Source organism: Bacillus sp. SN1 (genome assembly GCF_002796895.1).
In the GTDB taxonomy this organism is placed as follows: Bacteria; Bacillota; Bacilli; order Bacillales; family Bacillaceae; genus Bacillus; species Bacillus inaquosorum.
This window is the reverse complement of sequence record NZ_PHIE01000001.1, coordinates 901733-925358: the sequence shown is the minus strand read 5'-3', so window position 1 is coordinate 925358 and position 23626 is coordinate 901733. Positions and strand designations below refer to the sequence as shown.

Below are 23626 nucleotides of genomic sequence, written 5' to 3'. Positions count from 1 at the left end.
GTCTTGGAGGGTAACAAATTGGCAGTAAAAAAGGTTGTCACACATCCTGCGGAGGTGTTGGAAACACCTGCAGAAACCGTGACTGTTTTTGATAAAAAGTTAAAAAAGCTGCTTGATGATATGTACGACACCATGCTTGAAATGGATGGAGTCGGACTGGCAGCGCCGCAGATCGGCATTTTAAAAAGAGTGGCTGTCGTAGATATCGGAGATGACAGCGGCAGAATTGATCTCGTTAATCCCGAGATTTTAGAAAAAAGCGGTGAGCAAACCGGAATTGAAGGATGCCTGAGCTTTCCTGGCGTCTATGGTGATGTCACACGTGCCGATTATGTCAAAGTGCGTGCGCTTAACCGTCAGGGAAAACCGTTCATTCTGGAAGCGCGAGGTTTTTTAGCGAGAGCCGTGCAGCACGAAATGGACCACTTAGACGGTGTGCTGTTTACATCTAAAATAAGCAAATACTATACAGAAGATGAACTAGCGGATATGGAAGGATGATTTGATGACGAGGATCGTATTTATGGGGACGCCGGATTTTTCAGTTCCTGTTTTAAGAACCCTGATAGAGGATGGTTATGAAGTAGTGGGGGTCGTCACACAGCCGGACCGTCCGAAGGGCAGAAAAAAAGTGCTGACACCTCCTCCGGTAAAGGAAGAGGCATTGCGTCACGGCATCCCGGTTCTTCAGCCGGAAAAAGTCAGATTGAAAGAAGAAATTGAGAAAGTGCTGGCTTTAAAGCCAGACCTTATTGTAACGGCAGCATTCGGACAAATTTTGCCTAAGGAGCTTCTCGACAGCCCGAAATACGGCTGCATTAACGTTCACGCGTCACTTTTACCGGAACTGCGCGGGGGGGCTCCGATCCATTATTCCATTCTGCAGGGAAAGAAAAAAACCGGTGTTACCATTATGTATATGGTAGAAAAATTAGATGCCGGCGATATGATCTCAAAAGTGGAAGTGGACATTGAAGAAACCGATAATGTCGGAACGCTGCACGATAAATTAAGCGTAGCTGGCGCCAAGCTATTGTCTGAAACAGTTCCAAACGTCATTGCCGGCAGCATATCACCTGAAAAGCAGGATGAAGAGAAAGCGACATACGCGCCTAACATCAAAAGAGAGCAAGAGCTGATCCACTGGTCTAGAACGGGTGAAGAGCTTTACAACCAAGTCCGCGGCTTAAATCCTTGGCCTGTTGCCTATACGACTCTTAATGGACAAAACTTGAAAGTGTGGGCGTCGAAAAAAACACCCGCACAAACAAAAGCTGAGCCCGGTACAGTCGTTTCGGTTGAAAAGGAAGGGATTATCGTTGCCACAGGTAACGATACGGCCCTGTTATTAACCGAACTTCAGCCGGCCGGCAAAAAACGCATGAAAGGCGAGGACTTTGTGCGCGGCGCTCATGTTGAAGCCGGCGATAGGTTAGGAGTAAACAATGAAAAAAAATAGTGTTCGTGATATCGCCCTAGAGGCGCTGGTCAAACTGGAACAAAACCAGGCATACAGCAATCTGCTCCTGAAATCGGTCATTAAATCAAATGAGCTGAGTGATCAGGACAGAGGGCTTTTGACTGAACTTGTCTACGGTACATTGCAAAACAAGATCGCGCTCGATTATATGCTCAAACCGTTTATTAATAAGCCCCAAAAAGTAAAGCCGTGGGTGATTCAGCTTCTTCGCCTGTCCTTGTATCAAATGGAGTATTTGGAGAAGATTCCAGAGAGGGCGGCCATTCATGAAGCGGTCGAAATTGCTAAAATCCGCGGACACAAAGGCATTGCTTCATTTGTCAACGGCGTGCTTCGTTCCATTCAGCGCGAAGGTGTTCCATCCTTTGACGCTATCGAAGATCCTGTCCGCCGGCTGGCGACAGAGACAAGCCATCCGGAATGGCTTGTGAAAGAGTGGGCGGATGCATATGGATTTGATGCGGCTGAAAAGATTTGCCGCATCCACCTCATTCCGCCGAAGCAGACACTGCGGGTCAATCAAATGAAAACAGACAGAGCGGATTTGCTTAATCAAATGGCTGCTGAAGGAATCGAAGTTGAAAAAGGCGATCTGACTGAAGACGCTGTGAAGCTCTTAAAGGGATCAATCGCTGGAACTCATTTCTTCCAAAACGGTGAAGTTTCCATTCAGGATGAGAGCTCCATGCTCGTCGCCCGCGCCCTTGATCCTAAGCCCGGTGAAACGGTGCTTGACGCGTGTGCCGCGCCTGGCGGAAAGTCAGCTCATATCGGAGAATTGATGGAGAACAAGGGAAGCGTTACATCGCTTGATCTTCACAAGCATAAAGTGAAGCTGATCAAAGAATCGGCAGATCGGCTTGGACTTACAATCATTGACGCGAAAACGATGGATGCGAGAAAAGCAGGCGAAACGTTTGAAAACGGACAGTTTGACCGGATATTGGTCGATGCCCCGTGCTCAGGTTTTGGTGTCATCCGAAGAAAGCCGGACATGAAATACACGAAAAAGCCTGATGACAGCGCACGGCTCGCTGAAATCCAGCTGTCGATCTTGAGGGAAATCGCACCATTAGTAAAAAAAGGTGGCACTCTTGTCTACAGTACATGTACAATGAACCGGACAGAAAATGAAGAAGTAATACATGCGTTTATACAAGAACATCCTGATTTTGAACCCGATTTGTCTCTTGAAAAGCGGCTGCCCGAAAAGGCGAGACCCTTTGTTCGGGATGGAAGGGTGCAAATCCTTCCTCATTATTTCGGAACAGATGGTTTCTTTATTTGCAGCATGAGAAAGAAGGGATAAGCAATGGCAGAACTTAAAAAAACAAAAGTAAGAAAAGAATTGCGGACAGAGCGCCCGTCTATTTATTCTTTTGAATTAGATGAAATCAAACAATGGCTGACAGACAACGGAGAGAAACCGTTCCGCGCGGCACAGATCTTTGAATGGCTATATGAAAAACGCGTGTCTTCTTTTGAAGAAATGACAAACTTGTCAAAGGATCTGCGTGAGAAATTAAGCGCTCATTTTGAGATGACGACGCTGAAAACGGCTGTTAAACAAACCTCTCAAGACGGTACGATGAAGTTTTTGTTCGAGCTTCATGACGGTTATACAATCGAAACCGTTTTAATGAGACACGAGTATGGCAATTCTGTATGTGTAACGACACAAGTCGGCTGCCGTATTGGCTGTACGTTTTGCGCGTCAACACTCGGAGGTTTGAAACGAAACCTTGAAGCGGGTGAAATTGTCGCTCAAGTACTCAAAGTTCAAAAGGCTCTGGATGAAACGGATGAACGTGTCAGCTCTGTGGTGATCATGGGAATTGGTGAACCTTTTGATAACTTTAATGAAATGCTTGCTTTCTTGAAAATCATTAACCATGACAAGGGCTTGAATATTGGTGCTCGTCATATTACGGTTTCTACAAGCGGCATCATCCCGAAAATTTACGAATTCGCTGATCAGAAAATGCAGATTAACTTTGCAATTTCTCTGCACGCGCCGAATACAGAAATCAGAAGCCGTTTGATGCCGATTAACAGAGCGTATAAACTGCCTGATTTAATGGAAGCCGTTAAATATTATATTAATAAAACGGGACGCCGTATCAGCTTTGAATACGGGCTGTTCGGGGGCGTAAACGACCAGGTCGAGCACGCTGAAGAACTTGCCGACTTGCTGGAAGGAGTCAAATGCCACGTAAACTTGATTCCGGTAAACTACGTGCCTGAACGGGACTATGTGCGTACACCACGTGATCAGATTTTTGCTTTTGAGAAAACGCTGAAATCCCGCGGAGTAAATGTCACAATCCGAAGAGAGCAAGGACATGACATTGACGCAGCCTGCGGTCAGCTTCGCGCGAAGGAGCGTCAAGACGAGACGAGGTGATGAGGGTTGTTAACAGCCTTAAAAACAGATACAGGGAAAATCCGCCAGCATAATGAAGATGATGCGGGAATATTCAAGGGGAAAGATGAATTTGTATTAGCGGTTGTCGCTGATGGCATGGGCGGCCATCTTGCTGGAGATGTTGCAAGCAAGATGGCTGTGAAAGCCATGGGGGAAAAATGGAATGAGGCAGAAACTATTCCAGTTGCGCCCTCGGAATGTGAAGAGTGGCTTATTAAACAGATTCTTGCGGTAAACAGCAAAATATACGATCACGCTCAGGCCCACGAAGAATGCCAAGGCATGGGGACGACGATTGTATGTGCGCTTTTTACAGGGAAAACGGTTTCTGTTGCCCATATAGGTGACAGCAGATGCTATTTGCTTCAGGACGATGATTTCATTCAAGTGACAGAAGATCATTCGCTTGTAAATGAACTGGTACGCACTGGAGAGATCTCCAGAGAAGACGCCGAACATCATCCGCGAAAAAATGTGTTGACGAAGGCACTTGGAACAGACCAGTCAGTCAGTATTGATACACGTTCCTTTGACATTGAAGCCGGGGACAAACTGCTTCTATGCTCTGACGGACTGACGAATAAAGTGGAAGGCACTGAATTAAAAGACATCCTGCAAAGCGATTCAGCTCCTCAGGAAAAAGTAAACCTGCTTGTGGACAAAGCCAATCAGAATGGCGGGGAAGACAACATTACAGCAGTTTTGCTTGAGCTTGCTTTACATGTTGAAGAGGGTGAAGATCAGTGCTAATCGGCAAGCGGATCAGCGGGCGTTACCAAATTCTCCGCGTTATAGGCGGCGGGGGAATGGCCAACGTGTATTTAGCTGAGGATATCATTCTAGACCGTGAAGTCGCAATCAAAATCCTTCGGTTTGACTATGCGAATGACAATGAATTTATCAGGCGTTTCCGCAGAGAAGCCCAATCCGCATCAAGCCTTGATCACCCGAATATTGTCAGCATTTACGATTTGGGCGAGGAAGGCGATATTTATTATATTGTCATGGAATACGTTGAGGGCATGACGCTCAAAGAATACATAACAGCAAACGGGCCGCTTCACCCTAAAGAAGCGCTGAACATCATGGAGCAAATTGTCTCAGCCATCGCTCATGCCCACCAAAATCAGATTGTTCACAGAGACATTAAGCCGCATAACATTTTGATTGACCACATGGGAAATATCAAAGTGACGGATTTCGGAATTGCGACGGCACTGAGTTCGACCACAATCACCCATACCAATTCTGTCCTGGGCTCAGTCCATTACTTATCACCTGAACAGGCGCGGGGCGGTTTGGCGACAAAAAAATCGGATATTTATGCGCTTGGAATCGTTTTATTTGAGCTTTTAACCGGCCGTATCCCGTTTGATGGAGAATCGGCAGTCAGCATCGCCTTAAAGCATCTTCAGGCGGAAACTCCTTCGGCGAGAAGGTGGAATCCGTCAGTACCTCAAAGCGTTGAAAACATCATACTAAAGGCAACTGCCAAAGATCCTTTTCATCGCTACGAAACGGCTGAAGACATGGAAGCAGACATACAAACAGCTTTTGACGCCGACAGACTCAATGAAAAGAGATTTACCATTCAAGAAGATGAAGAAATGACAAAAGCGATTCCTATCATTAAAGATGAAGAGCTCGCTAAAGCTGCTGGCGAAAAAGAAGCTGAATCGACATCCGTCCAAGAGAATAAAACAAAGAAAAACGGCAAAAGAAAAAAGTGGCCGTGGGTTTTGCTCACGATATGCATCGTTTTTATCACGGCTGGAATTCTCGCTGTCACTGTTTTCCCATCGCTTTTTATGCCTAAAGATGTCAAAATACCTGATGTTTCCGGAATGGAATACGAAAAGGCGGCAGGCCTTTTGGAAAAAGAAGGTTTGCAGGTTGATTCCGAGGTTTTGGAAATCTCGGATGAGAAAATTGACGAGGGCCTGATGGTAAAAACGGATCCTAAAGCGGATTCCACAGTCAAAGAAGGAGCAACGGTCACGCTTTATAAGAGCACCGGAAAAGCAAAAACGGAGATCGGTGATGTGACAGGCCAAACGGTCGATCAGGCAAAAAAAGCGTTAAAGGACCAGGGGTTTAAACATGTAACGGTGAATGAAGTGAATGACGAGAAAAACGCGGGCACTGTCATTGACCAGAATCCGTCAGCAGGGACTGAGCTTGTGCCGAGTGAAGATCAAGTCAAGCTCACAGTCAGTATCGGACCCGAAGACATTACGCTTAGAGATTTGAAAACTTACAGTAAAGAAGCAGCGTCTGGATATCTGGAAGACAACGGGCTGAAGCTGATAGAAAAAGAAGCATACTCGGATGACGTTCCAGAAGGACAGGTTGTTAAACAAAAACCAGCAGCAGGCACGGCAGTAAAGCCGGGAAACGAAGTTGAAGTGACATTCTCTCTCGGACCTGAGAAAAAACCTGTGAAAACAGTGAAAGAAAAGGTCAATATCCCCTACGAGCCAGAAAATGAAGGGGACGAGCTTGAAGTGCAAATCGCGATTGACGATGCGGATCACAGCATCTCTGACACTTATGAAGAATTTAAGATAAAAGAGCCGACTGAACGGACGATCGAACTAAAGATTGAACCCGGCCAAAAAGGGTACTATCAAGTGATGGTAAACAATAAAGTCGTCAGCTACAAAACCATTGAGTATCCAAAAGATGAATAACAAGGAGGGAAAATATGCCTGAGGGCAAAATTATTAAGGCGCTAAGCGGCTTTTACTATGTACTGGATGAATCAGAGGATTCAGATAAAGTGATACAATGCAGAGGAAGAGGCATTTTCAGAAAGAACAAAATTACCCCTCTCGTCGGCGATTACGTTGTGTATCAGGCTGAAAATGACAAAGAGGGATATCTGTTAGAAATTAAAGAAAGAACCAATGAGCTTATCAGGCCGCCAATTTGCAACGTTGATCAAGCAGTTCTTGTATTCTCAGCGGTTCAGCCTTCTTTCAGCACAGCATTGCTCGACCGCTTCTTGGTTCTTGTTGAGGCCAATGATATTCAGCCGATTATATGCATTACAAAAATGGATCTGATTGAAGATCAAGATACACGAGATGTGATTCAAGCCTATGCAGAAGACTATCGGAAAATTGGTTATGACGTGTACCTCACCTCCTCTAAGGACCAAGACAGTTTAACGGACATCATCCCGCATTTTAAGGACAAAACAACGGTGTTTGCCGGTCAGTCCGGTGTTGGAAAATCCTCGCTTCTCAACGCGATCAGTCCGGAGCTCGGTTTGAGAACAAACGAGATTTCCGAACATTTGGGCCGCGGGAAACACACAACCCGTCACGTGGAGCTGATTCACACGTCCGGAGGCTTGGTTGCGGATACTCCGGGATTCAGTTCGCTTGAATTCACAGACATTGAGGAAGAAGAGCTGGGCTATACCTTCCCTGATATTAGAGAAAAAAGCTCTTCATGCAAATTTAGAGGCTGTCTGCATTTAAAAGAGCCGAAATGTGCGGTGAAACAAGCTGTTGAAGACGGGGAATTAAAGCAGTACCGCTATAACCATTATGTTGAATTTATGACGGAGATTAAAGACAGAAAGCCGAGGTATTAGCATAATGATAAAGGTTGCACCATCTATTCTTTCCGCTGATTTTGCCGCTTTAGGCAATGAGATTAAAGATGTAGAAAAGGGCGGAGCCGATTGCATTCATATTGATGTCATGGACGGCCATTTTGTCCCGAATATCACGATCGGTCCGCTGATTGTAGAAGCTGTCCGGCCAGTAACAGATCTGCCGCTTGATGTTCATTTAATGATAGAGGAGCCGGATCGTTATATCCCGGCTTTCGCGAAAGCGGGCGCAGATATCCTGTCTGTGCATGCTGAGGCGTGTCCACACCTGCACCGCACCATCCAGCTCATTAAAGAGCATGGCGTGAAGGCCGGTGTTGTTCTGAACCCGCATACGCCTGTTCAAGTCATCGAGCATGTTTTTGACGATATTGATCTTGTTCTTTTAATGACGGTGAACCCGGGATTTGGCGGGCAGAAATTTATTCATTCAGTTCTTCCTAAAATAAAAGAGGTTAAGCGAATGGCTGATGAAAGAGGAAAAAAAGATCTATTAATTGAAGTAGACGGCGGCGTCAACAAAGAAACCGCTCCGCTAGTCATTGAAGCGGGCGCAAATTTACTCGTTGCCGGCTCAGCTGTTTATGGCCAGCCTGACCGCAAAAAAGCGATTTCTGAAATTAGAGGAAGCAAATAAGCAAATCAAAAAAGAGCTGGGCATCCTGAGCCTAAGCTCTTTTTCCTGTATGCAGAGAAAGGAATCAGAGATGAAAACAATCAATATCGTTGCGGGAGGCCCTAAAGGTCTCATTCCCGATCTAACCGGCTATACGGCTGAACACATCCTCTGGATCGGTGTCGACAAAGGCACGGTCACTCTTTTAGATGCCGGGATCATTCCTGATGAAGCCTTTGGAGATTTTGACAGCATAACAGAGCAAGAACGCCGCCGAATTGAAAAAGCCGCTCCCGCACTCCATGTGTATCAAGCAGAAAAAGATCAAACAGATTTAGACCTCGCCCTTGACTGGGCGCTGGAAAAGCAGCCGGATATCATTCAGATTTTCGGCATTACAGGCGGCAGAGCTGATCATTTTTTAGGAAACATCCAGCTTCTGTACAGAGGTGTAAAAACAAATATAAAAATTAGGCTGATAGACAAACAAAATCATATTCAAATGTTCTCTCCCGGTGAATATGATATTGAGAAGGATGAAAACAAGCGATATATCTCCTTCATACCGTTTTCCGAAGAAATACATGAGCTGACCCTGGACGGTTTTAAATATCCGCTAAATAAGTGTCATATTACGCTCGGTTCAACACTATGTATTAGTAACGAACTCATTCATTCACGAGGTACTTTTTCGTTTACAAAAGGCATATTAATAATGATAAGAAGCACGGATTAGCATGTGCTTTCATTCATTTGCTGAAATCAATGAACAGGCGGTTACGGGACGTTATAGGAGGGGACAAAAATGAAATTTTACACCATTAAATTGCCGAAGTTTTTAGGAGGAATTGTCCGGGCGATGCTGGGCTCATTTAGAAAAGATTAATGCCCAGGGGTTCAAAGCCCTCTTTCACCACATAAAAACGCCTGCCACATATCGGGGCAGGCGTTCATTTTGTTATACACGCTCAACTTTACCGGATTTCAAAGCTCGAGCAGATACATATACTTTTTTAGGTTTTCCGTTCACAAGGATACGAACCTTTTGAAGATTCGCGCCCCAAGTGCGCTTAGAAGCGTTCATTGCGTGAGAACGGTTATTCCCAGCTGTTGTTTTTTTACCTGTGATAACGCATTTACGTGCCATTTGTTTCCCTCCTCACTTGCACAAAACATCTACTTTTAAACATTCATATGATCTTAGATGCTTTCGATATGGATACTTTAAATAATTTACCACAGCTAAAAAACGTTTGCAACTATTGTTTCATCATCTTTCAAGAAAATTCACTTGACATCTTGCAGAAACAGCGGCGCTATAGTATATGTAGAGGGACGGGCAGCAATACCCGGGTCTTTTCTTTTCATAATGGAAACCATATAGTAGAATAGCTGTAACTCTATGCATTCGAAGGAGGAACTAGTGTGTCCATTGAATTAAGAACGAAGTACGGGCAGATTGATATATCTAATGAAGTCATTGCGATGGTTGCAGGAGGGGCGGCGATTGACTGTTACGGCATTGTCGGCATGGCCTCTAAAAACCAGATTAAAGACGGACTGACTGAAATCCTTCGGAAAGAGAATTTCAGCAGGGGTGTCCAAGTTCGCCAAGAAGGAGAACAGATACATATTGACATGTATATCATTGTCAGCTATGGCACAAAAATTTCTGAAGTGGCACATAATGTCCAAACAAAAGTAAAGTACACAGTAAACCAAACCATCGGACTGGCAGTGGACTCTGTCAATATTTATGTCCAAGGCGTACGAGTGACGAACCCGTAGTTAGGAGGAGTAGGATTGTCTATCAGAACATTAGGCGGCAGAACCTTTGCCGAGATGATTCTTGCGGGAGCGCAGAATCTGTCTCAAAACGCGAGTGCGGTTGATGCGCTGAACGTGTTTCCGGTGCCGGACGGCGATACGGGAACAAACATGAACCTGTCGATGACTTCCGGAGCAAGAGAAGTGGAGCAAATGGATACGGATGATATCGGTAAGGTGGGCTCCGCGTTATCTAAAGGACTGCTCATGGGAGCACGCGGTAATTCAGGAGTTATCCTGTCCCAATTGTTCCGCGGCTTCAGTAAAAGCATTGAAACGAAAAAAGAAATTAATGCGTTAGAGTTTGCACAAGCACTGCAAGCAGGTGTTGATATGGCGTATAAAGCTGTCATGAAACCTGTAGAAGGCACCATTTTAACAGTTGCAAAAGACGCTGCGAAAAAAGCGGTGGCTCTGGCAGAAAAAGAAACCGATATCACAGCGCTGATGACTGCTGTGACAGGTGAAGCAGAGGCGTCTTTAAACAGGACCCCTGAATTGCTTCCTGTCCTGAAGGAAGTAGGAGTCGTCGACAGCGGCGGCAAAGGCCTGCTTTGTGTGTATGAAGGTTTTCTTGCTTCATTAAAAGGTGAAATTGTGCCTCAGAAAGCAGTTCTTCCGTCACTTGACGACATGGTCAGCGCAGAGCATCACAAGAGCGCGCAAAGCATGATGAATACCGAAGATATTGAATTTGGTTTTTGTACCGAAGTGATGGTTAGGCTCGACCAGACAAAACGAGAATTCGACGAAGGCACGTTCAGACAAGACCTAAGCCAGTTCGGTGATTCTCTGTTAGTCATTGCGGATGAATCGCTGGCAAAGGTTCATATTCATGCGGAAGAGCCGGGAAATGTATTAAACTATGCCCAGCATTACGGTGAATTGATCAAAATTAAAATAGAAAATATGAGAGAACAGCATACCTCCATCATCAGCCAAGAAAGCAAGCCTGCTGAGAACGAAAAACCGCCGGCAAAGCAGCCGTATGGCATTGTGACTGTAGCGATGGGAGAAGGCATTTCTGACTTATTCAAAAGCATCGGCGCTTCTGTTGTGATTGAAGGCGGGCAGACCATGAACCCGAGCACTGAGGATATTGTCGAGGCCGTGAAATCTGTAAATGCAGAAACGGTGTTTATCCTACCGAATAACTCAAACATCATCATGGCTGCTAATCAAGCGGCCAGCGTAATGGGTGAACAGGTTTTTGTCATTCCTGCCAAAACGGTTCCGCAAGGGATGTCAGCCCTGCTGGCATTTAATCCGGATCAAGAAGCTGAAGCGAACGAAGCCAATATGCTCAGCGCCATTCAGCAAGTAAAAAGCGGGCAGGTGACGTACTCAGTTAGAGACACTCATATTGACGGCAAAGATATTAAAAAAGGCGACTTTATGGGAATTCTGAATGGAACGATTATCGGCACTGCTGAAGATCAGCTGTCAGCCGCGAAAATGCTGCTGTCAGAAATGATCGGAGAAGACGACGAAATTGTCACCATCCTATATGGTGAGGATGCGTCTCAGGAAGAAGCGGAGGAGCTTGAAGCGTTTCTTAGTGAAAAGTACGAGGAGATTGAGGTTGAGATCCACAACGGAAAACAGCCGCTGTATTCGTATATAGTTTCTGCAGAATAGAAGGGCGATTCGCCCTTCTATTCTTATGTCTGCTTTTAAGTGCGGCAGCGCTGTAACGCGCCCGCTTGCCATTTTATATGTGATCCATTAGTCTAGAAGCAAAGCGCTTATAAGCTCTTGTTCATAAGGAGGAATAGCATGAAATACAGAAGCGTTTTTGATATTATCGGCCCGGTTATGATCGGTCCGTCCAGCTCGCATACAGCGGGAGCGGCGAGAATAGGGAGAGTGGCCAGAAGTTTATTTGGCAGAGAGCCTGAGAGCATCATCGTATCCTTTTACGGCTCTTTTGCGGAAACGTATAAGGGCCACGGCACAGATGTCGCGATTATCGGCGGATTGCTTGATTTTGATACATTCGACGAACGAATTAAAACCGCTATACAAATTGCAGAAGATAAAGGAATTGATATAGAGTTTCGGGTTGAAGATGCTGTCCCGGTCCATCCGAACACAGCCAAAATCACCATTTCTGATGAAAAGGGAGAGCTTGAGCTGACGGGTATTTCAATTGGCGGAGGAAAGATTGAAATCACAGAATTAAATGGTTTTGAACTCCGGCTTTCAGGAAATCATCCGGCCATATTGGTTGTTCATAATGACAAGTTTGGCACGATTGCCGGTGTTGCCAATGTTTTGGCGAAATTTTCAATCAACGTAGGCCATATGGAAGTAGCCCGCAAAGATATCGGCCAGCTTGCGCTGATGACAATAGAAGTCGATCAAAATATTGACGACCACGTTCTCGACGAGCTGTCGAAGCTGCCGAATATTATTCAAGTGACAAAGATTGCTGACTAGAGAAAGGTCAGGAGGAGCCAGTTATGTTTCGTAATGTAAAGGAATTAATTGAGATTACTAAAGAAAAGCAAATATCCATCTCTGAGGTAATGATCGCACAAGAGATGGAAGTAACAGAAAAAACAAAAGAAGAGATTTTTCAGCAGATGGATCACAATCTGACTGTTATGGAAGCGGCGGTTCAGAAAGGACTCGAGGGGGTTACGAGCCAAACGGGCTTAACAGGCGGGGATGCCGTTAAATTGCAGGCCTATATTCAATCAGGAAAAAGCCTGTCTGGACCGCTGATTTTAGATGCGGTATCGAAAGCTGTTGCAACAAATGAAGTAAATGCAGCCATGGGAACGATCTGCGCGACACCGACTGCAGGTTCTGCTGGTGTGGTGCCAGGCACGTTATTTGCTGTAAAAGAAAAGCTGAACCCAACAAGAGAACAAATGATCCGCTTTTTATTTACGGCCGGTGCTTTCGGATTTGTTGTGGCTAATAACGCAAGTATTTCCGGCGCCGCCGGGGGATGTCAGGCAGAGGTTGGATCTGCCTCAGGTATGGCAGCTGCGGCGATTGTTGAAATGGCAGGCGGAACGCCCGAACAAAGCGCAGAGGCCATGGCCATTACATTAAAAAATATGCTCGGCCTTGTGTGCGACCCTGTTGCGGGGCTTGTTGAAGTGCCTTGCGTGAAACGGAATGCAATGGGCGCGTCAAATGCGATGATTGCTGCTGATATGGCATTGGCAGGCATTACAAGCCGCATCCCATGTGATGAGGTTATCGATGCAATGTATAAAATTGGCCAAACGATGCCCACTGCACTTAGAGAAACAGGCCAGGGCGGTTTAGCAGCAACACCGACTGGAAGAGAATTAGAGAAAAAAATTTTCGGAGGAGCGCTAGGTTCACGTGAAACAACATCAGCAAACTAGTATAGCTAACATTAAGGGTATTGGGCCGGAAACAGAAAAAACATTGAATGAACTCGGTATTTATGACATTTCTGATCTTCTGAATTATTTCCCTTATCGCTATGATGACTACGAGCTGAGGGATTTAGAAGAAGTGAAGCATGATGAAAGAGTTACCGTCGAAGGGAAGGTTCATTCAGAGCCTTCTCTTACCTATTACGGAAAGAAACGAAACAGGCTGACATTCAGGCTTCTTGTCGGCCACTATTTAATCACAGCCGTATGTTTTAACCGGCCTTATTTGAAGAAAAAGCTTTCGCTTGGCTCTGTTGTGACGATCTCCGGTAAATGGGACAAGCACCGCCAAACCATCTCTGTTCAGGAGTTAAAAAACGGGCCGCATCAAGAGGATAAAAGCATTGAACCAGTGTATTCTGTGAAAGAAAATGTGACCGTCAAAATGATGAGACGCTTTATTCAACAGGCGCTGACCCAATATGCAGACTCACTTCCGGATCCTCTTCCGGAAAAGCTAAGAACAAGCTATAAGCTGCCGGACTATCAACAGGCGTTAAAAGCAATGCACCAGCCTGAAACAAGAGAAGCGTTAAAGCTTGCCAGACGCCGGTTTGTTTACGAAGAATTTTTGTTGTTTCAGTTGAAAATGCAGGCGTTCCGAAAGGCGGAAAGAGAGCAGACTCAAGGGATACGGCAGCGTTTTTCAAACGAAGAACTCATGAGATTTATCAAAAGCCTCCCGTTTCCCCTCACAAACGCCCAGTCGCGCGTGCTTCGCGAAATAACATCAGACATGTCTTCTCCATACAGAATGAACCGTCTTCTTCAAGGGGACGTAGGATCAGGAAAAACGGCAGTCGCCGCCATTGCGCTGTATGCCGCGATTCTGTCCGGATACCAGGGAGCGCTCATGGTGCCGACAGAAATTCTGGCCGAACAGCATGCTGATTCGCTCGTTTCACTATTTGAAAAGTGGGATGTCAGCGTCGCCCTTTTGACAAGCTCTGTCAAAGGAAAGCGGCGAAAAGAACTGCTTGAGCGCCTTGCGGCGGGAGAGATTGATATTCTTGTAGGAACCCACGCTTTAATCCAAGATGAAGTGGAGTTTAAGGCGCTGAGTCTCGTTATTACAGATGAACAGCATAGATTTGGAGTTGAGCAGCGCAAAAAGCTTCGGAACAAAGGGCAGGATCCCGATGTTCTCTTTATGACAGCCACTCCAATCCCAAGAACGTTAGCCATTACAGTGTTCGGTGAAATGGATGTATCTGTCATTGATGAAATGCCGGCGGGACGAAAACAAATCGAAACCTATTGGGTAAAGCATGACATGCTGGACCGTATTTTGGCATTCGTCGAAAAAGAATTAAAGCAGGGCAGGCAGGCTTATATCATCTGCCCGCTGATTGAAGAATCAGACAAGCTTGATGTGCAAAACGCCATTGACGTGTACAATATGCTTTCTGACATTTTCCGGGGGAAATGGAACGTCGGTCTTATGCACGGAAAGCTGCATTCTGATGAAAAAGATCAGGTCATGAGAGAATTCAGCGCGAATCACTGTCAAATTCTCGTATCAACCACTGTTGTTGAGGTTGGCGTGAATGTTCCGAATGCAACCATTATGGTGATTTATGATGCCGACCGTTTCGGGCTGTCACAGCTTCACCAGCTGCGCGGACGTGTCGGACGGGGGGAGCATCAATCTTTCTGCATTCTGATGGCCGACCCTAAATCAGAAACAGGAAAAGAACGGATGAGAATCATGTCCGAGACCAATGACGGCTTCGAGCTGTCTGAAAAGGACCTTGAACTTAGAGGCCCCGGGGATTTCTTCGGGAAAAAACAAAGCGGTATGCCTGAATTCAAGGTGGCGGACATGGTTCATGATTACAGAGCGCTTGAAACAGCAAGGCAGGATGCTTCGAATCTTGTGGCTTCTGACGCGTTCTGGAAGGAGCCGGAATACGGTGCGCTGAGAGAACATTTGCTGAAGAGCGGCGTAATGGACGGGGAAAAATTGAGCTGAGCACCAGAAGTTTTTGGTGTTCAGTCAGAAACAATCGTTGCATTCCAATCTATGAAATTATATACTACTATTAGTACCTAGTCTTAATTGTCCGGATGGTGTTTAGATATGAGAAGAAATAAGAGAGAACGCCAGGAATTACTTCAGCAGACGATTCAAATAACCCCCTTTATTACAGACGAAGAATTAGCGGGTAAATTTGGGGTGAGCATCCAGACGATACGTTTGGACCGCTTAGAGCTTTCCATACCGGAGCTGAGAGAAAGAATTAAGAATGTGGCAGAGAAAACGCTTGAAGATGAAGTGAAATCTCTGTCACTGGACGAAGTTATCGGAGAAATTATTGACCTTGAGCTGGATGATCAGGCGATATCCATTTTAGAAATAAAACAGGAGCATGTGTTCAGCCGGAATCAGATTGCGAGAGGGCACCATTTATTTGCGCAGGCGAATTCTTTGGCCGTTGCAGTCATTGATGACGAGCTGGCGCTGACTGCAAGTGCAGACATCCGCTTTACAAGACAGGTAAAGCAGGGTGAACGTGTCGTAGCGAAAGCGAAAGTGACGGCAGTCGAAAAAGAAAAAGGAAGAACGGTCGTCGAAGTGAACAGCTATGTCGGCGAAGAAATTGTTTTTTCTGGACATTTTGACATGTACCGTTCAAAACATTCATAAAGGTGGAGCATGCATGAGAATAGCTGTAGATGCAATGGGAGGAGACCACGCTCCCAAAGCTGTTATTGACGGAGTTATAAAGGGGATAGAGGCATTTGATGATCTCCATATCACACTTGTCGGTGACAAAACAACGATAGAATCACACTTAACCACAACATCAGATCGCATCACGGTGCTGCACGCAGATGAAGTGATTGAGCCTACGGATGAACCGGTCCGCGCCGTGAGAAGAAAAAAGAACTCATCTATGGTCCTTATGGCGCAGGAAGTTGCGGAAAACAGAGCTGACGCCTGCATTTCAGCAGGAAATACCGGTGCATTAATGACAGCCGGTCTGTTTATTGTCGGAAGAATTAAAGGAATTGACCGCCCGGCGCTTGCCCCGACACTTCCGACCGTTTCAGGAGACGGTTTTCTTCTCCTTGATGTTGGCGCCAATGTCGATGCCAAACCGGAGCACCTCGTTCAATACGCCATCATGGGTTCTGTTTATTCTCAGCAAGTGCGCGGTGTCACTTCACCGAGAGTCGGACTTTTAAATGTCGGAACAGAAGATAAAAAAGGAAACGAACTGACGAAGCAGACGTTTCAAATTTTAAAAGAAACAGCAAATATTAATTTTATCGGAAATGTGGAAGCGCGAGACCTTTTAGATGATGTGGCGGATGTTGTAGTAACAGACGGCTTTACCGGGAATGTTACACTCAAAACACTGGAAGGATCTGCGTTATCTATTTTTAAAATGATGAGAGAAGTAATGACGTCTAATCTCACATCAAAGCTTGCAGCAGCTGTGCTGAAGCCAAAGTTGAAAGAAATGAAAATGAAAATGGAGTATTCGAATTATGGCGGAGCAAGTCTTTTTGGCTTAAAAGCGCCTGTGATCAAGGCGCACGGCTCTTCAGATTCTAATGCTGTTTTTCATGCGATTCGGCAAGCAAGAGAGATGGTCAGCCAAAATGTGGCTGCGCTCATTCAGAAAGAAGTTAAAGAAGAAAAAAACAGATGAGTAGTCTGGAGGTTTTTACATCATGAGTAAGATTGCATTTTTATTCCCGGGTCAGGGATCACAATTTATCGGCATGGGAAAAGAGCTTTATGAGCAGGTGCCTGCTGCAAAACGTCTGTTTGATGAAGCGGATGAAACATTGGAAACAAAACTCAGCTCACTGATTTTTGAAGGTGATGCTGAAGAATTAACACTTACATACAATGCGCAGCCTGCCTTGCTGACGACAAGCATTGCTGTTCTTGAGAAATTTAAAGAATCAGGCATTACACCTGATTTCACAGCAGGACACAGCCTTGGTGAATATTCCGCACTGGTTGCGTCTGGCGCACTGTCTTTCAAAGATGCTGTTTATACCGTCAGAAAACGCGGCGAGTTTATGAATGAAGCGGTGCCGGCTGGCGAAGGAGCTATGGCTGCGATTCTCGGCATGGATGCTGAAGCATTAAAGCAAGTAACCGATAAAGTCACGGAGGAAGGCCACCTTGTACAGCTTGCGAATCTCAACTGTCCCGGACAAATCGTTATTTCCGGAACAGCTAAAGGGGTAGAGCTTGCGTCTGAACAGGCAAAAGAGAACGGTGCAAAACGCGCAATCCCGCTTGAAGTAAGCGGTCCGTTCCATTCCGAACTGATGAAGCCTGCTGCTGAAAAACTGAAAGAAGTACTGGACTCCTGTGAAGTAAAAGACGCTGACGTTCCGGTCATCTCAAATGTTTCTGCTGATGTTATGACTGATAAGGCAGACATCAAAGAGAAACTCATTGAGCAGCTATACTCTCCGGTTCGTTTTGAGGAAAGCATTAACAAGCTGATTGCAGAGGGTGTGACGACTTTTATTGAAATCGGTCCCGGAAAAGTGCTTTCAGGCCTTGTGAAAAAAGTAAACAGACGCTTAAAAACAATTGCTGTATCAGATCCGGAAACGATCGAGCTGGCAATTCAAACGCTTAAGGAGGAGAATGAAAATGCTTAATGACAAAACAGCTATTGTCACTGGCGCATCCCGCGGAATCGGCCGCTCAATCGCCCTTGATCTGGCAAAAAGCGGCGCAAACGTTGTCGTGAACTACTCCGGCAATGAAGCGAAAGCAAATGAAGTCGTAGATGAAATCAAATCAATGGGCAGAAAAGCAATTGCTGTCAAAGCGGATGTATCAAATCCCGAAGATGTACAAAACATGATAAAAGAAACGCTATCTGTTTTTTCTACGATTGACATTCTTGTTAATAATGCCGGAATTACAAGAGACAATCTCATCATGAGAATGAAAGAAGATGAATGGGATGATGTCATTAACATTAACCTGAAGGGTGTTTTCAACTGCACGAAAGCTGTTACAAGACAAATGATGAAACAGCGTTCAGGCCGGATTATTAACGTATCGTCTATCGTCGGCGTCAGCGGAAATCCTGGACAAGCCAACTACGTGGCTGCAAAAGCCGGTGTGATCGGTTTAACAAAATCTTCTGCTAAGGAGCTTGCAAGCCGTAATATTACGGTAAATGCGATTGCGCCTGGATTTATCTCAACTGATATGACAGATAAGCTTGCAAAAGACGTTCAAGACGAAATGCTGAAACAAATTCCGCTCGCGCGCTTTGGCGAACCTGGCGATGTCAGCAGCGTTGTCACGTTCCTTGCTTCAGAGGGAGCCCGTTACATGACAGGCCAAACGCTTCATATTGATGGCGGAATGGTGATGTAAGTTTTTTTCTCGAAAATTTCATCATAGTTTCTCTAGTTTTTTAAAAACGAATCCACTATAATACTTGAGGGGAGGTGAATTGCTATGGCAGATACATTAGAGCGTGTAACGAAAATCATCGTAGATCGCCTTGGCGTTGATGAAGCAGACGTCAAACTTGAAGCTTCTTTCAAGGAAGACTTAGGTGCTGATTCCCTAGATGTAGTTGAGCTTGTTATGGAACTTGAAGACGAGTTTGATATGGAAATTTCTGACGAAGATGCTGAAAAGATTGCAACAGTCGGCGACGCTGTGAACTACATACAAAACCAGCAATAAGCTGATGCTAAAAGTCCCGCCGAAACGCGGGGCTTTAGCCCTTTATTCGTGCAGTTATTACAGCATGCCGCTTTTACGCGCGCTGTATCCGGTTTAGTCAGAGAAGCGCGGTGAACCTGATGTGCCTATGGAGGTTACTATGTCAAAACACTCACATTATAAAGATAAAAAAAAGTTCTATAAAAAAGTAGAACAATTTAAAGAGTTTCAAGAACGGATTTCGGTTCACTTTCAAAATGAAAAGCTTTTGTATCAAGCATTTACACATTCATCTTATGTGAATGAGCATCGGAAAAAGCCGTATGAAGATAATGAAAGGCTTGAATTTTTAGGTGACGCTGTTTTGGAACTGACGATCTCCAGATTCTTATTTGCCAAGTACCCGGCTATGAGTGAAGGAGATTTGACGAAATTGAGAGCCGCGATTGTATGCGAACCGTCTCTCGTTTCATTGGCTCACGAACTGTCATTCGGCGACCTTGTCCTGTTGGGTAAAGGTGAGGAAATGACAGGCGGAAGAAAGCGTCCTGCTCTATTGGCGGATGTTTTTGAGGCATTTATCGGAGCCTTGTATCTTGACCAGGGGTTAGAGCCGGTCGAAAGTTTCTTAAAAGTCTATGTGTTCCCTAAAATTAACGATGGTGCTTTTTCTCATGTGATGGATTTCAAAAGCCAGCTGCAGGAATATGTGCAGCGGGACGGCAAAGGCTCTCTGGAGTATAAAATCTCCAACGAAAAAGGTCCTGCGCACAATCGTGAATTCGAAGCCATCGTATCTCTAAAGGGTGAACCACTCGGAGTCGGAAATGGCCGTTCAAAGAAAGAAGCCGAACAGCACGCTGCTCAGGAAGCTTTAGCTAAATTGCAAAAACACCATACGAAACAATAAAATCCCCCTGAGTCGTAAGGGGGATTTCAGTATGTATGCCGTCTTATTTCACCCATGTTTATGATAGAATTGAAATACTTATTACATAAGGAGGATCGCTATGTTCCTCAAACGTTTAGACGTTATAGGATTTAAATCATTTGCAGAACGAATTTCCGTAGATTTTGTAAAAGGCGTTACAGCGGTTGTCGGCCCGAACGGAAGCGGAAAAAGTAACATCACAGATGCCATTCGCTGGGTTCTCGGAGAACAATCAGCCCGGTCTCTTCGCGGCGGAAAAATGGAAGATATCATTTTTGCCGGCAGTGATTCGAGAAAGCGATTAAATCTAGCTGAAGTTACGCTTACTCTTGATAATGATGATCATTTCTTGCCGATTGACTTCCATGAGGTCAGTGTCACAAGACGCGTGTACAGATCAGGCGAGAGTGAGTTTCTGATTAACAATCAGCCGTGCCGCTTAAAAGATATTATTGATTTGTTTATGGACTCTGGCCTGGGTAAAGAAGCATTTTCTATTATCAGCCAAGGGAAAGTGGAAGAGATCCTGAGCAGTAAAGCGGAGGATCGCCGCAGTATCTTTGAAGAAGCGGCCGGAGTGCTTAAATATAAAACGAGAAAGAAAAAAGCAGAAAATAAATTGTTTGAGACACAAGACAATTTAAACCGGGTAGAAGATATATTACATGAGCTAGAAGGACAGGTTGAACCTCTTAAAATTCAAGCTTCAATAGCGAAAGACTACCTGGAGAAAAAGAAAGAGCTGGAGCATGTTGAAATTGCGCTGACAGCCTATGATATCGAAGAGCTGCATGGCAAATGGTCAATTCTTAAAGAGAAGGTACAGCTCGCCAAAGAAGAAGAGCTCGCTGAATCGTCTGCGATTTCTGCGAAAGAAGCAAAGATTGAGGATACGCGAGACAAAATTCAAGCGCTTGATGAATCAGTAGATGAGCTCCAGCAAGTCTTACTGGCAACGAGTGAAGAGCTGGAAAAGCTTGAAGGCCGTAAAGAAGTCCTGAAAGAACGCAAGAAAAACGCTGTGCAGAACCAAGAACAGCTTGAAGAAGCCATCGTTCAGTTTCAGCAAAAAGAAACGGTGCTGAAAGAAGAGCTAGCGAAGCAGGAAGCTGTCTTCGAAACGCTTCAGACAGAGGTGAAACAGTTAAGAGCTCAGGTAAAAGAAAAGCAGCAGGCTCTCAGTCTTCACAATGAAAATGTCGAAGAGAAAATCGAGCAGCTGAAAAGCGATTACTTTGAGCTTTTGAACAGCCAGGCTTCGATTCGTAATGAGCTCCAGCTGCTGGATGACCAGATGTCCCAATCCGCTGTTATATTGCAGAGGCTTGCGGACAACAATGAAAAGCATCTTCAGGAACGGAGCGATATTTCTGCGCGAAAAGCCGCATGTGAAACGGAGTTTGCCCGAATTGAGCAGGAGATACACAGCCAAGTCAGTGCATATCGTGACATGCAGACAAAATATGAGCAGAAAAAGCGTCAATACGAAAAAAATGAATCCGCTCTGTATCAGGCATACCAATACGTTCAGCAAGCGAGATCGAAAAAGGACATGCTTGAGACGATGCAGGGTGATTTCTCCGGTTTTTATCAAGGTGTTAAAGAAGTGCTGAAAGCGAAAGAGCGCCTTGGCGGAATTCGCGGAGCTGTACTTGAGCTGATCTCAACAGAACGGAAGTATGAAACGGCCATCGAAATTGCGCTCGGCGCTTCTGCCCAGCATGTCGTGACCGACGATGAACAGTCTGCCCGTAAAGCGATTCAATATTTAAAACAGAATTCCTTCGGCCGGGCGACGTTTCTGCCTCTTTCTGTTATCAGAGACCGCCAGCTTCAAAGCCGTGACGCGGAAACAGCAGCACAGCACTCGTCATTTCTCGGGGTTGCCAGTGAACTAGTCACATTTGATCCTGCATATCGGCGCATCATCCAGAACCTGCTTGGAACCGTGCTGATCACAGAGGATTTAAAGGGAGCAAACGAGCTTGCGAAGCTTCTCGGTCACCGGTACCGCATCGTAACCCTTGAGGGAGATGTCGTGAATCCGGGTGGTTCAATGACGGGCGGCGCGGTTAAAAAGAAAAATAACTCCCTGCTTGGAAGAAGCCGGGAGCTTGAAGATGTGAGCAAACGGCTCGCTGAAATGGAAGAGAAAACAGCACTGCTTGAACAAGAAGTCAAAACCCTTAAGCAATCCATTCAGGATATGGAGAAAAAACTGGCTGACTTAAGAGAAACCGGGGAAGGCTTAAGATTAAAGCAGCAGGATGTAAAAGGCCAGCTGTACGAACTACAAGTTGCCGAGAAAAATATCAACACCCATTTAGAGCTCTACGATCAAGAAAAATCTGCTTTGTCAGAAAGCGATGAAGAGAAGAAAACACGCAAACGCAAGCTGGAAGAAGAGCTTTCTTCCGTATCAGAAAAGATGAAACAGCTTGAAGAGGATATTGACAGACTGACAAAACAAAAACAAACACAATCGTCAACGAAAGAGTCTCTCTCCAACGAGCTGACTGAGCTGAAGATCACAGCGGCCAAAAAAGAACAGGCATGCAAGGGTGAAGAGGACAACCTTGCCAGATTAAAGAAAGAGCTCACAGAAACAGAGTTTGCGTTAAAAGAGGCGAAAGAAGACTTAAGCTTTTTAACGTCAGAGATGTCTTCAAGCACCAGCGGCGAAGAAAAGCTGGAAGAAGCCGCAAAACATAAATTGAATGACAAAACGAAAACGATCGAACTGATTGCGTTAAGACGCGATCAGCGTATCAAGCTTCAGCATGGGCTTGATACGTATGAGCGTGAGCTGAAAGAAATGAAACGCCTGTATAAACAAAAAACAACGCTCCTAAAAGACGAAGAAGTCAAACTTGGCCGAATGGAAGTAGAGCTTGATAATTTACTCCAGTACTTACGGGAGGAATACAGCTTGTCCTTTGAGGGGGCAAAAGAGAAATATCAGCTTGAAACTGATCCAGAGGAAGCCAGAAAGCGCGTGAAGCTGATTAAACTCGCAATCGAAGAGCTGGGCACCGTAAACCTCGGAAGCATAGATGAGTTTGAAAGGGTCAACGAACGGTATAAGTTTCTGTCAGAACAAAAAGAAGATTTGACAGAAGCGAAAAATACCCTGTTTCAAGTGATTGAAGAAATGGATGAAGAAATGACGAAACGCTTTAACGACACATTTGTTCAAATCCGCTCACACTTTGATCAAGTCTTCCGCTCCCTATTCGGAGGAGGTCGAGCTGAACTGAGGCTCACCGATCCTAACGATCTGCTTCACTCAGGAGTCGAGATTATCGCACAGCCGCCGGGGAAAAAACTGCAAAACTTAAACCTTCTGTCAGGCGGAGAGCGTGCGCTTACTGCAATAGCGCTCTTATTCTCAATCTTAAAGGTTCGTCCTGTGCCGTTTTGCGTCCTTGACGAAGTAGAAGCTGCGCTAGACGAAGCGAACGTGTTCCGTTTTGCGCAGTATTTAAAAAAATACAGCAGCGATACCCAGTTTATCGTGATTACCCACAGAAAAGGGACGATGGAGGAAGCGGATGTGCTATACGGCGTAACAATGCAGGAATCCGGTGTTTCCAAGGTAATCTCAGTTAAGCTGGAAGAAACAAAAGAATTCGTTCAGTAAC

General features: G+C 45.3%; 23 protein-coding genes. 22 read left to right on the top strand and 1 reads right to left on the bottom strand.

All coding sequences use genetic code 11. The features are described from left to right. Positions 1 to 18: 18 nt before the first annotated feature. The 10 genes from def to spoVM all read left to right on the top strand — a co-directional run bounded on the left by def (position 19) and on the right by spoVM (position 9029). On the top strand, positions 19 to 501 hold the full coding sequence (gene def, locus CVV77_RS04445; RefSeq protein ID WP_214284036.1) for a peptide deformylase: 483 nt from the start codon (positions 19 to 21) through the stop codon (positions 499 to 501). 4 nt (positions 502 to 505) lie between these two features. Continuing rightward, on the top strand, positions 506 to 1459 hold the full coding sequence (gene fmt / locus CVV77_RS04440; RefSeq protein ID WP_100274721.1) for a methionyl-tRNA formyltransferase: 954 nt from the start codon (positions 506 to 508) through the stop codon (positions 1457 to 1459). Continuing rightward, a complete protein-coding gene (gene rsmB, locus CVV77_RS04435; RefSeq protein WP_100274720.1) occupies positions 1446 to 2789 on the top strand; it encodes a 16S rRNA (cytosine(967)-C(5))-methyltransferase RsmB in 1344 nt (447 codons plus the stop codon). The genes fmt and rsmB overlap by 14 nt, the downstream gene beginning before the upstream one ends. 3 nt (positions 2790 to 2792) lie before the next feature. Beyond that, positions 2793 to 3884, top strand: coding sequence for a dual-specificity RNA methyltransferase RlmN (rlmN, locus tag CVV77_RS04430; RefSeq protein WP_003238612.1), 1092 nt, complete (start codon positions 2793 to 2795; stop codon positions 3882 to 3884). A gap of 6 nt (positions 3885 to 3890) precedes the next feature. Next, positions 3891 to 4655, top strand: a complete 765-nt coding sequence (prpC, locus tag CVV77_RS04425; RefSeq protein WP_100274719.1) for a protein-serine/threonine phosphatase PrpC — start codon at positions 3891 to 3893, stop codon at positions 4653 to 4655. Next, the gene (gene prkC, locus CVV77_RS04420; protein WP_100274718.1) at positions 4649 to 6595 is read left to right on the top strand and encodes a serine/threonine protein kinase PrkC; all 1947 of its coding nucleotides are present in this window, start codon (positions 4649 to 4651) and stop codon (positions 6593 to 6595) included. Before prpC ends, prkC begins: the two co-directional genes overlap by 7 nt. Before the next feature lie 14 nt (positions 6596 to 6609). Beyond that, positions 6610 to 7506: a ribosome small subunit-dependent GTPase A gene (gene rsgA / locus CVV77_RS04415; protein ID WP_088110946.1), complete on the top strand. Its 897-nt coding sequence runs from the start codon at positions 6610 to 6612 to the stop codon at positions 7504 to 7506. Between the two features lie 4 nt (positions 7507 to 7510). Then, on the top strand, positions 7511 to 8164 hold the full coding sequence (rpe, locus tag CVV77_RS04410; RefSeq protein WP_100274717.1) for a ribulose-phosphate 3-epimerase: 654 nt from the start codon (positions 7511 to 7513) through the stop codon (positions 8162 to 8164). A gap of 70 nt (positions 8165 to 8234) precedes the next feature. Continuing rightward, complete coding sequence (locus CVV77_RS04405; protein WP_100275138.1) at positions 8235 to 8879, top strand: thiamine diphosphokinase; 645 nt, start codon at positions 8235 to 8237, stop codon at positions 8877 to 8879. 69 nt (positions 8880 to 8948) lie between these two features. Further along, positions 8949 to 9029: a stage V sporulation protein SpoVM gene (gene spoVM / locus CVV77_RS04400; protein ID WP_003221545.1), complete on the top strand. Its 81-nt coding sequence runs from the start codon at positions 8949 to 8951 to the stop codon at positions 9027 to 9029. 72 nt (positions 9030 to 9101) lie between these two features. On the opposite strand, the gene rpmB is transcribed toward spoVM, so the two are convergent. Then, positions 9102 to 9290, bottom strand: a complete 189-nt coding sequence (gene rpmB / locus CVV77_RS04395) for a 50S ribosomal protein L28 (RefSeq protein ID WP_003221548.1) — start codon at positions 9288 to 9290, stop codon at positions 9102 to 9104. Between the two features lie 278 nt (positions 9291 to 9568). Between rpmB and CVV77_RS04390 the strand changes: the two genes are divergently transcribed. From CVV77_RS04390 to smc, 12 genes are all read left to right on the top strand, one after another. After that, positions 9569 to 9931 carry an Asp23/Gls24 family envelope stress response protein gene (locus CVV77_RS04390; protein WP_003238605.1) on the top strand — a complete coding sequence of 121 codons (363 nt, stop codon included), beginning with the start codon at positions 9569 to 9571 and terminating at the stop codon, positions 9929 to 9931. A 15-nt stretch (positions 9932 to 9946) separates the two neighbouring features. Next, on the top strand, positions 9947 to 11608 hold the full coding sequence (locus CVV77_RS04385; RefSeq protein WP_019258377.1) for a DAK2 domain-containing protein: 1662 nt from the start codon (positions 9947 to 9949) through the stop codon (positions 11606 to 11608). A 138-nt stretch (positions 11609 to 11746) separates the two neighbouring features. Then, the gene (gene sdaAB, locus CVV77_RS04380) at positions 11747 to 12409 is read left to right on the top strand and encodes an L-serine ammonia-lyase, iron-sulfur-dependent subunit beta (protein WP_019258378.1); all 663 of its coding nucleotides are present in this window, start codon (positions 11747 to 11749) and stop codon (positions 12407 to 12409) included. Between the two features lie 23 nt (positions 12410 to 12432). Continuing rightward, the gene (gene sdaAA / locus CVV77_RS04375) at positions 12433 to 13335 is read left to right on the top strand and encodes an L-serine ammonia-lyase, iron-sulfur-dependent, subunit alpha (RefSeq protein ID WP_003238601.1); all 903 of its coding nucleotides are present in this window, start codon (positions 12433 to 12435) and stop codon (positions 13333 to 13335) included. Further along, a complete protein-coding gene (gene recG / locus CVV77_RS04370; RefSeq protein ID WP_088110943.1) occupies positions 13313 to 15361 on the top strand; it encodes an ATP-dependent DNA helicase RecG in 2049 nt (682 codons plus the stop codon). Before sdaAA ends, recG begins: the two co-directional genes overlap by 23 nt. 108 nt (positions 15362 to 15469) lie before the next feature. Continuing rightward, the gene (gene fapR, locus CVV77_RS04365; protein WP_003238599.1) at positions 15470 to 16036 is read left to right on the top strand and encodes a transcription factor FapR; all 567 of its coding nucleotides are present in this window, start codon (positions 15470 to 15472) and stop codon (positions 16034 to 16036) included. 13 nt (positions 16037 to 16049) lie between these two features. Beyond that, the gene (gene plsX, locus CVV77_RS04360) at positions 16050 to 17048 is read left to right on the top strand and encodes a phosphate acyltransferase PlsX (RefSeq protein ID WP_100274716.1); all 999 of its coding nucleotides are present in this window, start codon (positions 16050 to 16052) and stop codon (positions 17046 to 17048) included. Between the two features lie 22 nt (positions 17049 to 17070). Further along, a complete protein-coding gene (fabD, locus tag CVV77_RS04355) occupies positions 17071 to 18024 on the top strand; it encodes an ACP S-malonyltransferase (protein ID WP_003238597.1) in 954 nt (317 codons plus the stop codon). Further along, positions 18017 to 18757, top strand: a complete 741-nt coding sequence (gene fabG, locus CVV77_RS04350) for a 3-oxoacyl-[acyl-carrier-protein] reductase (protein WP_014113766.1) — start codon at positions 18017 to 18019, stop codon at positions 18755 to 18757. Before fabD ends, fabG begins: the two co-directional genes overlap by 8 nt. A gap of 84 nt (positions 18758 to 18841) precedes the next feature. After that, positions 18842 to 19075: an acyl carrier protein gene (gene acpP, locus CVV77_RS04345; RefSeq protein ID WP_003154310.1), complete on the top strand. Its 234-nt coding sequence runs from the start codon at positions 18842 to 18844 to the stop codon at positions 19073 to 19075. A gap of 139 nt (positions 19076 to 19214) precedes the next feature. Further along, a complete protein-coding gene (gene rncS / locus CVV77_RS04340) occupies positions 19215 to 19964 on the top strand; it encodes a ribonuclease III (RefSeq protein WP_003232030.1) in 750 nt (249 codons plus the stop codon). 100 nt (positions 19965 to 20064) lie between these two features. Continuing rightward, entirely contained in the window at positions 20065 to 23625 is a 3561-nt protein-coding gene (gene smc / locus CVV77_RS04335) for a chromosome segregation protein SMC (protein WP_100274715.1), read from the top strand. Position 23626 lies beyond the last annotated feature (1 nt).

Bases quoted from the DNA above. Each gene is read 5' to 3' on its own strand.
- sdaAA (WP_003238601.1), top strand. From the start codon at position 12,433: ATGTTTCGTAATGTAAAGGAATTAATTGAGATTACTAAAGAAAAGCAA.
- fmt (WP_100274721.1), top strand. From the start codon at position 506: ATGACGAGGATCGTATTTATGGGGACGCCGGATTTTTCAGTTCCTGTT.
- acpP (WP_003154310.1), top strand. From the start codon at position 18,842: ATGGCAGATACATTAGAGCGTGTAACGAAAATCATCGTAGATCGCCTT.
- CVV77_RS04405 (WP_100275138.1), top strand. From the start codon at position 8,235: ATGAAAACAATCAATATCGTTGCGGGAGGCCCTAAAGGTCTCATTCCC.
- rpmB (WP_003221548.1), bottom strand. From the start codon at position 9,290: ATGGCACGTAAATGCGTTATCACAGGTAAAAAAACAACAGCTGGGAAT.
- rsgA (WP_088110946.1), top strand. From the start codon at position 6,610: ATGCCTGAGGGCAAAATTATTAAGGCGCTAAGCGGCTTTTACTATGTA.
- fabG (WP_014113766.1), top strand. From the start codon at position 18,017: ATGCTTAATGACAAAACAGCTATTGTCACTGGCGCATCCCGCGGAATC.
- fapR (WP_003238599.1), top strand. From the start codon at position 15,470: ATGAGAAGAAATAAGAGAGAACGCCAGGAATTACTTCAGCAGACGATT.
- spoVM (WP_003221545.1), top strand. From the start codon at position 8,949: ATGAAATTTTACACCATTAAATTGCCGAAGTTTTTAGGAGGAATTGTC.
- plsX (WP_100274716.1), top strand. From the start codon at position 16,050: ATGAGAATAGCTGTAGATGCAATGGGAGGAGACCACGCTCCCAAAGCT.
- fabD (WP_003238597.1), top strand. From the start codon at position 17,071: ATGAGTAAGATTGCATTTTTATTCCCGGGTCAGGGATCACAATTTATC.
- rpe (WP_100274717.1), top strand. From the start codon at position 7,511: ATGATAAAGGTTGCACCATCTATTCTTTCCGCTGATTTTGCCGCTTTA.
- rlmN (WP_003238612.1), top strand. From the start codon at position 2,793: ATGGCAGAACTTAAAAAAACAAAAGTAAGAAAAGAATTGCGGACAGAG.
- sdaAB (WP_019258378.1), top strand. From the start codon at position 11,747: ATGAAATACAGAAGCGTTTTTGATATTATCGGCCCGGTTATGATCGGT.
- rsmB (WP_100274720.1), top strand. From the start codon at position 1,446: ATGAAAAAAAATAGTGTTCGTGATATCGCCCTAGAGGCGCTGGTCAAA.
- smc (WP_100274715.1), top strand. From the start codon at position 20,065: ATGTTCCTCAAACGTTTAGACGTTATAGGATTTAAATCATTTGCAGAA.
- rncS (WP_003232030.1), top strand. From the start codon at position 19,215: ATGTCAAAACACTCACATTATAAAGATAAAAAAAAGTTCTATAAAAAA.